The 9,949-nt window shown below is 27.4% G+C and carries 8 protein-coding genes and 1 pseudogene; all 9 read left to right on the top strand.

Annotation, left to right across the window (positions count from 1 at the left end; all coding sequences use genetic code 11):
- Nucleotides 1-264 precede the first annotated feature (264 nt).
- Complete coding sequence (locus BT993_RS06265; protein WP_072593724.1) at nucleotides 265-1,617, top strand: glucose-6-phosphate isomerase; 1,353 nt, start codon at nucleotides 265-267, stop codon at nucleotides 1,615-1,617.
- Between the two features lie 12 nt (nucleotides 1,618-1,629).
- Nucleotides 1,630-2,091 carry an MliC family protein gene (locus tag BT993_RS06260; protein ID WP_072593723.1) on the top strand — a complete coding sequence of 154 codons (462 nt, stop codon included), beginning with the start codon at nucleotides 1,630-1,632 and terminating at the stop codon, nucleotides 2,089-2,091.
- Nucleotides 2,092-2,238: 147 nt separating this feature from the next.
- Nucleotides 2,239-2,889, top strand: coding sequence for a hypothetical protein (locus BT993_RS06255; protein ID WP_072593722.1), 651 nt, complete (start codon nucleotides 2,239-2,241; stop codon nucleotides 2,887-2,889).
- A 120-nt stretch (nucleotides 2,890-3,009) separates the two neighbouring features.
- A complete protein-coding gene (locus BT993_RS06250) occupies nucleotides 3,010-4,074 on the top strand; it encodes a thiolase family protein (protein ID WP_072593721.1) in 1,065 nt (354 codons plus the stop codon).
- A 2-nt stretch (nucleotides 4,075-4,076) separates the two neighbouring features.
- Nucleotides 4,077-5,228, top strand: coding sequence for a hydroxymethylglutaryl-CoA synthase (locus BT993_RS06245; protein ID WP_072593720.1), 1,152 nt, complete (start codon nucleotides 4,077-4,079; stop codon nucleotides 5,226-5,228).
- Nucleotides 5,215-6,435, top strand: a complete 1,221-nt coding sequence (locus BT993_RS06240; RefSeq protein WP_072593719.1) for a hydroxymethylglutaryl-CoA reductase, degradative — start codon at nucleotides 5,215-5,217, stop codon at nucleotides 6,433-6,435. The genes BT993_RS06245 and BT993_RS06240 overlap by 14 nt, the downstream gene beginning before the upstream one ends.
- 16 nt (nucleotides 6,436-6,451) lie before the next feature.
- A complete protein-coding gene (locus BT993_RS06235) occupies nucleotides 6,452-7,759 on the top strand; it encodes a C1 family peptidase (RefSeq protein ID WP_072593718.1) in 1,308 nt (435 codons plus the stop codon).
- 10 nt (nucleotides 7,760-7,769) lie between these two features.
- On the top strand, nucleotides 7,770-8,561 hold the full coding sequence (locus BT993_RS06230; RefSeq protein ID WP_072593717.1) for an aldo/keto reductase: 792 nt from the start codon (nucleotides 7,770-7,772) through the stop codon (nucleotides 8,559-8,561).
- Nucleotides 8,562-8,775: 214 nt separating this feature from the next.
- Nucleotides 8,776-9,949: pseudogene (locus BT993_RS06225) on the top strand (autotransporter domain-containing protein); the annotation flags it as partial.

Here is a 9,949-nt window from a genome sequence, read left to right as displayed (position 1 = left end):
TGGAGTAGATTTAGGATTACTGTACAAGTTTTAAAATATAAAATACAGACAAATAAGGTGGAGAGTAGAATTAAAAATTCTAAATCTCCCCTCTTTATTATATAAATAATTACAACAATATGATTTTACAATATGAAATATATTATCATTTAAAAATTAAATTTATCGCTAAAATTAGAAGAAAATAATAAAAAGAAATGTTGAAAGAATTTTAAAATTAGTATATACTTAATACAGATATTTATTGAAATGAGGGTATATTAAATGAAACTTAGATTAGAAACTACATATATCGAACCATTTATTGGTAAACATGAATATGAGCAAATTAGACCATTTGTAGAACTTGCAGATAAAATACTTATGGATAAAAGTGGAGCAGGTAGTGACTTTTTAGGGTGGGTGGATCTTCCTAAAAATTATAATAAAGAAGAATTTGAGAGAATTAAGAAAGCAACTAAAAAAATACAAAGTGATTCAGAAGTATTAATAGTAATAGGTATAGGTGGGTCATATTTAGGTGCAAAATCTGCTATAGAATTTTTATCTAACACTTTCTATAACAACATGAGAAAAGAAGATAGAAAAACACCTGAAATATATTTTGCAGGGACTAATATGTCGCCAGTATATTTACAACATTTAATGGATTTAGTAGGAGATAGAGATTTTTCTATTAATGTAATATCTAAATCAGGAACTACAACAGAACCAGCAATAGCATTTAGACTATTTAAGAAAAAACTTGAAGAAAAATACGGAAAAGAAGAATCTGCAAAAAGAATATATGCAACTACAGATAAGGCAAAAGGAGCATTGAAAAATCTTTCAATTAGTGAGGGTTATGAAACTTTCATAGTGCCTGATAATGTAGGAGGAAGATTTTCAGTATTAACGGCAGTAGGATTACTTCCTATAGCTGTAGCTGGAATTAATATAGATGAATTAATGCAAGGTGCATATGATGCAATGGTAGATTATTCTACTAAAGAATATTATGAAAATGATGCTATGATATATGCAGCAACAAGAAACCTTTTATACAATAAAGGTAAAAACATGGAAATTTTAACTAACTATGAACCAAGACTTCACTATATCGCAGAATGGTGGAAACAACTATTTGCTGAATCTGAAGGAAAAGATGGAAAAGGAATTTATCCAACTAGTGCAGATTTTTCAACAGATTTACATTCTATAGGTCAATCTATACAAGAGGCTAGAAGAACTATGTTTGAAACGGTTCTTTTAATAGATAATCCTGAAATAGATATACAAATAGAAAAAGAAGAATCAGACTTAGACGGATTAAATTATTTAAGTGGAAAAGGAATAGATTATGTTAATAAACAAGCAGCAAAAGGTGTAATACTTGCTCATGTAGATGGTAATGTACCTAATCTTGTAATTAATATACCAGAAGCAACACCTTATCACTTAGGATATATGTTCTACTTTTTTGAAAAAGCAGTAGCTATAGGTGGATATATGTTAGGTATAAATCCTTTTGATCAACCTGGAGTTGAAGAATATAAAAGAAATATGTTTACTTTATTAGAAAAACCAGGATTTGAAGAGGAAACTAAAAAATTGTTAAATAGATTAGAAAATAGATAGGGAGAAAGTAAAATGAAAAAATTAATGGTTATTTCAGCAATGTTACTTGCTGTTAGTGGGTTTGCAAATTCAAATTCAATGCCAAGTACACAAAAAATGATGAAATTAGAAAAAGCACAAGAGCATGTTCATGTTATGGAAGATGAAATGGTTTATAACTTCCACAGTGTTAAAGGAGAACCTCATTCACATGTTTTAGCAGTTCTTAAAGGAGATAACGCATTTGTAAGAATAGATGGAATGGAATATAATTTAGAAAAAATTGTAAGTGCATCAGGAGAAATGTTTGCTAATGTTGATAAAACAATAGTTTTAGGAATTAAAGGAACAGAAGCGTTTGTTGAAATGAATGGTAAAGTTGCAAATTATTTCCAAGTTGGAAAAGCAGATAAAGGTTATGCAAAAAATACAGAACATCACCACCATGGACATGACCATGAACACAATCATGGCCATAACCATGATAACAAATAAGACTATATATGCAGAGGTAAGAGATTACTTCTGCTTTTTCTTTGAAAAATTTTTGGAAAACTAAGATAAAATTAATAAAGATATATGAGAAAAAATAAAATTAAAGTGTATAATTAGAATATAGATAAACAATAAGGAGTGATTTTAATGAAAAAATTAATGGTTATTTCAGCAATGTTACTTGCTGTTAGCGGATTCGCAAATTCAAATTCAATGGCAAATACACAAAAAATGGTGAAAAGTGAAAAAGTTGTTGTAGAAGTAATGGAAAATGATGCTGTAGTAAGCTTAATGGGGGCTGATGGACAAACAGGAAAAGCTATGCTTAGTGGAGATTTAGCATTGCTTAATATAGGGGATAAAAACTATACTTTAAAGAAAATTAAAAGTGCGTCAGGAGAAATGTTTGCTAATGTTGATAAAACAGTAGTTTTAGGAATTAAAGGAACAGGAGCATTTGTTGAAATTAATGGAGAAGTAACTAATTTTGAAGCTATGCAACAAATTATAGAAGAAATAGTTTTAAATTATCATAGTATTAAAGGAGAACCTCATTCACATGTTTTAGCAGTTCTTAAAGGAGATAACGCATTTGTAAGAATAGATGGAATGGAATATAATTTAGAAAAAATTGTAAGTGCATCAGGAGAAATGTTTGCTAATACTGATAAAACAATAGTTTTAGGAATTAAAGGAACAGAAGCATTTGTTGAAATGAATGGTAAAGTTGCAAATTATTTCCAAGTTGGAAAAGCAAGTAAAGGATATGCAAGTAATATGGAGCATGAGCATAAATAATAGTATTGGAAAGCAGAAGTATAAAGTTACTTCTGTTTTTTTATATAAAAAATTGTTTTAGTTGATAAAATTTCAAATAAACGATATAATTAGTATTATGGAAAAATTTTAGGAGGAAGTTTGGTATCAATAATTAGAGCTAAGAGAACAGCGATAGCTAAGTATAATGGTATGTATAAAGATGTAGAATTAGTTGATTTTTCAGCCGATTTACTAAAGAGTATTACTAGTGATATCAAAGTAGATGAGGTAATATTAGGTAATGTTTTAGCAAATAACTTGGGACAAAATATTGCAAGACAAATATCTATTAAGGGAAATCTTGGAAAAGAAGTTCCAGCATTTTTAGTAAATATGGTCTGTGGTTCAGGAATGAAAGCAATTGAACTAGGATATAATAGTATAGTAAGTGGTAATAATGATATAGTACTAGTTGGTGGTATAGAAAAAATGACTGGTAGTGAAAATATGTTAAAAGATGGATTAACAGACGCTTTTTCAAATATTCATATGGGTATTACTGCTGAAAATATAGTAGATATTTATGGGTTTAGTAGAGAAGATTTAGATGATTTTGCATTTAATTCACAAAAAAAAGCACAAAATGCTATAGAAAATGGATATTTTAAGGAAGAAATATATAATGAAATGGTAGATGAGTATCCAAGATTTAATTTAGAAAGAGAAAAACTATCTAAATTAAAAACAGTATTTAAAGATAATGGGAAAGTAACTGCAGGTAATTCATCAGGTATAAATGATGGAGCAGCAATGTTAATTTTAGCTAGTAGTGAATATGTAAAAGAAAATAATATGGAAATACTTGCAAATATAAAGGGGGTTGCAACAGTAGGAAATGACCCTAGTGTTATGGGACTTGCTCCAATATATTCTACTAAAAAATTACTTGAAAAATTCAATTTAACAGTTGAAGATATAGATATTTTTGAAGTAAATGAGGCATTTAGTGCAGTTTCACTTGCATTTAATAAGGAATTAAATATTCCAGAAGATAAAGTTAATGTAAATGGTGGAGCTATAGCTCTTGGTCACCCAATAGGAGCAAGTGGAGCTAGAATAGTAGTAACTTTAGTCCATGAATTAATAAGAAGAAATCTTAAAAGAGGAATAGCAACTCTTTGTATAGGAGGAGGTCAGGGAATTTCGATTTTAATTGAAAGATAATTATGAAAATAGGAATAGATAAAATAGGTGTAGAATTTTCTGATAAATATTTAGATATTAAGGATTTAGCTATAGCAAGAAATGTAGATGTAGATAAATTTGTTAAAGGTATAGGACAACTTGAAATGTCATTTACTTCTAAAAATCAAGATATAGTTACTCTTGCAATAAAAGCATCAAGAGATATTTTGACAGAAAAGGATAAAAAAGATATAGATTTAGTCATATTTGGAACTGAATCTTCTATAGATGAATCTAAGGCTGCTAGTATATATATTAAAAACTACTTAGGAATTAATGATTATTGTAAGTGCATAGAAATAAAACAAGCATGTTTTGGAGCTACAGCAGGACTTGATTATGCTAAGGCACATATTGCAATAAATCCTAATTCTAAGGTTCTTGTAATAGCAGCAGATATAGCAAAATATGGTAAGAATACAGGAGGAGAAGTAACTCAAGGTGCAGGTGCAATAGCTATGTTAGTATCTAGTAATCCAAGTATAGTAATATTTAATAATGATGAGATTTCTTGTAGTGAAGATATTATGGATTTTTGGAGACCAACTTATTCAAAATACGCATTAGTAGATGGTAAATTTTCAGTTGAAAAATATTTAGAATTACTTAAAAAAGCATATAGTGAGTATAGTCGTTTAAATGATGTTGATTTCAGGGCTATATGTTTACATGTTCCATATACTAAAATGGCATATAAAGGGTTAAATAGTATAACAAATGATGAAAAATTATTGAAAGAATTTGAAGCAAGTGTTATATATAACAAAAGGATAGGTAATATTTATACAGGTTCTCTATACTTATCTATGCTTTCTTTAATACTTAATTCTAAAAATATTAAACCTGGAGATAAAATAGGAATGTTTAGTTATGGCTCAGGAGCTGTTGCTGAATTTTTCTCTGTAACTTTAGCTGAAAAATATAAGGAAAGTTTAAATAAAGAAAATATAGAATACAAAATAAATAGTAGAAAGAGATATTCTGTTAAAGAATATGAAGATATATTTTTTGAAGATATTAATTTAGATGAAACAGGAAGTATAGATTTAGGAAATATAGATGATGATGCTTACTTAAAAGAAATATCAAATCATAAAAGAATATATGAAGTGAGAAATTATGTGGAAAAATAGCTATAAAAAAAGTAGAGAAGAAAGAATAAAATTACTTAAAGAAAATGGAAATATTAGTGAAGATACATTTAATTTATTAAATAATTCCATGGTATTAAGTAATGAAATGGCAGATAAATTTATAGAAAATCAAATAGGTGTGTATGGAATACCTTTTGGTATAGCTACTAATTTTTTAATTAATGGTAAAGAATATGTTATACCTTTTGCTATAGAAGAACCCTCGGTAATAGCAGCAGCATGTAATGCAGCTAAGATAATTAAAAAAAGTGGAGGATTTAAAGCAAAAATAATAGATAGATTGATTATTGGGCAGATAGCTATATATGATATTGAAAATTTTGAAAAAGCTAAAAATGATATTAGTAATATTAAAGATAAACTATTAAAAATAGCTAATGAAGCCCAAGAAAGTATAGTTAATTTAGGAGGGGGAGCAAAAGATATTAAAATAGAAAGGAGGGAAAATTTTTTAATTATATATCTTTATGTAGATACTGTAGATGCTATGGGAGCAAATACTGTAAATACTATGCTTGAAAGTATAACCCCTATAATACTTGAAGTTTGTTTAGGTACTAAACTTATGAGTATAATATCTAATTATTCTACATCTAGTATGGTTAAAGCTGAATGTTTTATAGAAATAGAAGGAAAATTAGGTAAAAAAATAGAAAAAGCAATAGAATTTGCAAATGTAGATACATACAGGGCTGTAACAAATAATAAGGGGATATTTAATGGTATAGATGCTATTGCTCTTGCAACAGGTAATGATTGGAGGGCAATAGAGGCAGGACTTCATGCTTATGCTTCAAGAGATGGAAAGTATAAGAGTTTAACTAGTTGGAAGTATTCAAACGGAATATTACATGGTAGTATAGAATTACCTTTAGCTATAGCTAGTTTTGGTGGGTCTGTTGGTGTACATCCTACAAGTAAAATATCTCTTGAAATACTTGGAAATCCAAATGCAAAAGAACTTGCAGAAATTACTGCTTGTGTAGGACTTGCACAAAATTTTGCTGCACTTAGAGCATTAGTTACTGAGGGAATACAAAAGGGACATATGAAATTACAATTAAAATCATTTGCTATGTATTTAGGCTTAGATGATGATAAAATTGAAATTCTTGAAAAAGAATTTGAAAATGAAACGTATATAACGTTAGATAAAGTTAAAGAAAAAATAAAATATATGGATTAGAAAGAAGGGATTTTTTATGAATCTTGAAAAAATGGAACAAAAATTTAACGAAAGAAATTTTAGAGTATTACAAAATGCAACTCTTAGAATGGGAATTAGTGATGCAGTAATTAATAATGATGTATTTGCTGAAACTATACATGTATTTTCTGAAAATATTGAAACAGGGAAAGTATCAAATCAGAAATCAAGTGGAAGATGTTGGATATTTGCTGCTCTTAATACGTTAAGACATAAGATGAATAAAGAATACAATTTAGAAAATTTTGAGTTATCACAAACATATACTTTCTTCTGGGATAAATTAGAAAAATCTAATTTTTTCTTAGATGCAATAATTAAAACACATAATGAAGATATAGACTCAAGAATAGTACACCATTTATTAGCTGTACCTCAACAAGATGGTGGACAATGGGATATGGTAGTATCTTTAATACAAAAATATGGAGTAGTACCTAAGAGTGTAATGCCAGAAGTATATCATTCTTCAAATTCTGCTATGCTTAACACACTTTTAAATAAAAAGTTAAGACTTAACGCTGAAATATTAAGAAATAGTGATTTAGATGAGTCAGGATTATATGAATTAAAAGAAACTATGATGGAAGAAATATACGCTTTCTTATGTGTTATGTTAGGTGTGCCACCTAAAACATTTAATTTTGAATACTATGATAAGAATAAAAAATTCCACAGAGATTTAAATATTAATCCAAAAGATTTCTATAATAAATACATTAATGTTGATTTAAATGAATATGTAAGTATAATAAATGCACCTACTAAAGATAAACCATTCTATGAAATGTTTACTGTAGAATATTTAGGTAATGTAATAGGTGGAAAACCTGTTAGATACTTAAATTTACCTATGGATGAGTTTAAAAAATTAGCTATAAGACAAATTAGTGATGGAGAAACTGTATGGTTTGGTTGCGATGTTGGACAAAATTCACAAAGAACTTTAGGAATAATGGATTTAAATTTATTTGAATTTGAAAAAAGTTTTGGAATTAAGTTTGAACAAAGTAAATCATCAAACCTTGACTATTGTGAGAGTTTAATGACACATGCTATGGTTTTATCAGGAGTAAATATTATTGATGATAAATCAACTAGATGGAAAGTTGAAAATAGCTGGGGAGAAGCAAATGGTGAAAAAGGATATTTTGTAATGAGTGATGAATGGATGGATAAATATACATATCAAATAGTAGTTAATAAAAAATATTTATCACAAGAATTACAAGATAAATTAAATAATGACCCTATAGTACTTAAACCATGGGATCCTATGGGTTCTTTAGCTATATGTAAATAAAGGGGGAAAAATGAATATAGGTAAATTAGGATTTGGTGTATATAAGATTACTGATGAAGAAAAAATGGAAGTTGCACTTCAGACTGCAATAGATGCTGGTTATAGATTGATAGACACTGCTACATATTATAGGAATGAAGCTTTTATAGGGAATTTTTTAAAGACTTGTAAATTGAAAAATGAATTAGTAATTACTACTAAAATTTGGCCTAGCGATATGAGTTATGATGATACTTTAAAATCTTTTGAAAACAGCCATAAGCTACTTGATGGTAAAATAGATATTTTATTAGCACATTGGCCACACCCAGAAAAATTTATAGAATCATATAAGGCGATGGAAAGATTAAAAAATGAGGGTGCTGTAAAAGAAATAGGTGTATGTAACTTTAAAATACATCATTTAGAAAAACTTAAACAACATTGTTCTGTTAAACCATTTTTTAATCAAGTAGAATTACACCCTAAATTTTCTCAACCTGAACTTAGATCATATTTGAAAAAAGAAGAAATACAAGTGGAAGCATGGATGCCTATAGCAAAAGCTAAATATTTAGATGATAAAATCTTATTAAATATTGCTAGTAAATATAATGTTACTTCATCACAAGTAATATTAAATTGGCATATACAAAGAGGTATTTATGCTATACCTAAATCAGAAACACCATCAAGAATAATAGAGAATTTTAATTCTCAAAATTTCACTTTAGATGATGAAGATTTAAAACTTATAGATATGATGAATGAGGGAGTTAGATTTAGTTTAGATCCTGATGATTTCCCTTATGATAAAAAATAAGAAGAATAGGAAACACGCTTAATTATTAATTATGCGTGTTTTTTTTATTTAAAAAAATTACATAATAAAATTAATTGTAACAAAATTTCACATAAAACTATTGACAAAATATCGTGGGGGGGGGGGGTATACTGTTTACATATACTTAAAAAAGTAAAAAAAGGAGAATATGGTTGTGAGTAAAAACTGGTATGTTAGGAGTTTCATTTTTTTTATGTCGATTTTGGCTAATGCTGAAACAATTGATGATAGAATAAATGAAGATATAAAAAAAATACATGAAATTGAAAAAGGTATTAACTATGATAAGATTTTGAAAGATCCAGATGAGATTATTATAGAAAATGAGGAGAACATAAGTGCAGAATTAAATAAAGATTTTACACTTTCTAAAAAACTTAAAATTGATTTAAAAAAAGGTAAAAAACAAAATAGTTTAAAGATTATAAATAATGCTAATATTTTAACTGATGAAGAACTTTTTAAATGGGATAAAGATGAACATGATAAAGTTAAACAAGATATGAATTTAATTTATATAGTAAATAATAAGAAAATTGAGACTACAGAATATGATCTTATTAAATTGTATTCAAAAAATATATATTTTAAAAATTCAAAAAATGCAATAATTAATAATTTTGAATCTGATGAATATTCTACAGGATTTGATATTTTGTCAAAAGAATTAGCAGTTTTAGATAATGAGGGGACAATTTATAGTAACATATCTATTGGATTACCGAAAAGTATAAGTTTCATAAATAGAAAAACAGGAAAAATTTATAGTAACAGTAGTATTATGCTTTCAAATAGTGAAAATTTAAACTTTAAGAATGAGGGTAAAATAGTTTATGATAAATATAATGAATTAATAATTACTATGGAGGCTAGTGAAAGGGTAGATATTGTAAATTCTGGGGAAATAAATGCTCAGACTCTTAATATTCGTATTGGAGATAATGGTAATGGACAGACTTTATATGCAAATAATTCAAAAGGAAATTTTTTAAATACAAAAACAGGTATAATTAAATCAATGGGATTTACTTATGTAACTGGTCAAATAAATTTTAAAAATTTTGGTATTATGGAAATTGGACCATATGATTTTGGTATAATTGGTTTAACTGGATTAATAGAAAATAATGGTATAATTAAAGGAAATCTTGAAATCGGCAGATCTGAAGATGTCAAAAAATTACAGCCATTAAGAGTAAATTTACAAAACGGTACATTAGAGGGTGATTTGGCATTTTATGGAGGAAATATTAACGAAACAATAGTTACAATAAAATCAATGAACAATGTAACAGGGATACTAGATAGTACTCGTGGATATAATGATACTTTAAGACTAATAGGAAGTGATACAGTAAATAATAAGG

It is taken from the genome of Streptobacillus ratti, assembly GCF_001891165.1.
GTDB lineage: Bacteria > Fusobacteriota > Fusobacteriia > Fusobacteriales > Leptotrichiaceae > Streptobacillus > Streptobacillus ratti.
This window is presented reverse-complemented; position numbering and strand designations above follow the sequence as displayed.

Excerpts from the sequence above, each read along its gene's own strand:
- BT993_RS06265 (WP_072593724.1), top strand. The coding sequence starts at position 265 with ATGAAACTTAGATTAGAAACTACATATATCGAACCATTTATTGGTAAA.
- BT993_RS06255 (WP_072593722.1), top strand. The coding sequence starts at position 2,239 with ATGAAAAAATTAATGGTTATTTCAGCAATGTTACTTGCTGTTAGCGGA.
- BT993_RS06240 (WP_072593719.1), top strand. The coding sequence starts at position 5,215 with ATGTGGAAAAATAGCTATAAAAAAAGTAGAGAAGAAAGAATAAAATTA.
- BT993_RS06235 (WP_072593718.1), top strand. The coding sequence starts at position 6,452 with ATGAATCTTGAAAAAATGGAACAAAAATTTAACGAAAGAAATTTTAGA.
- BT993_RS06230 (WP_072593717.1), top strand. The coding sequence starts at position 7,770 with ATGAATATAGGTAAATTAGGATTTGGTGTATATAAGATTACTGATGAA.
- BT993_RS06260 (WP_072593723.1), top strand. The coding sequence starts at position 1,630 with ATGAAAAAATTAATGGTTATTTCAGCAATGTTACTTGCTGTTAGTGGG.
- BT993_RS06245 (WP_072593720.1), top strand. The coding sequence starts at position 4,077 with ATGAAAATAGGAATAGATAAAATAGGTGTAGAATTTTCTGATAAATAT.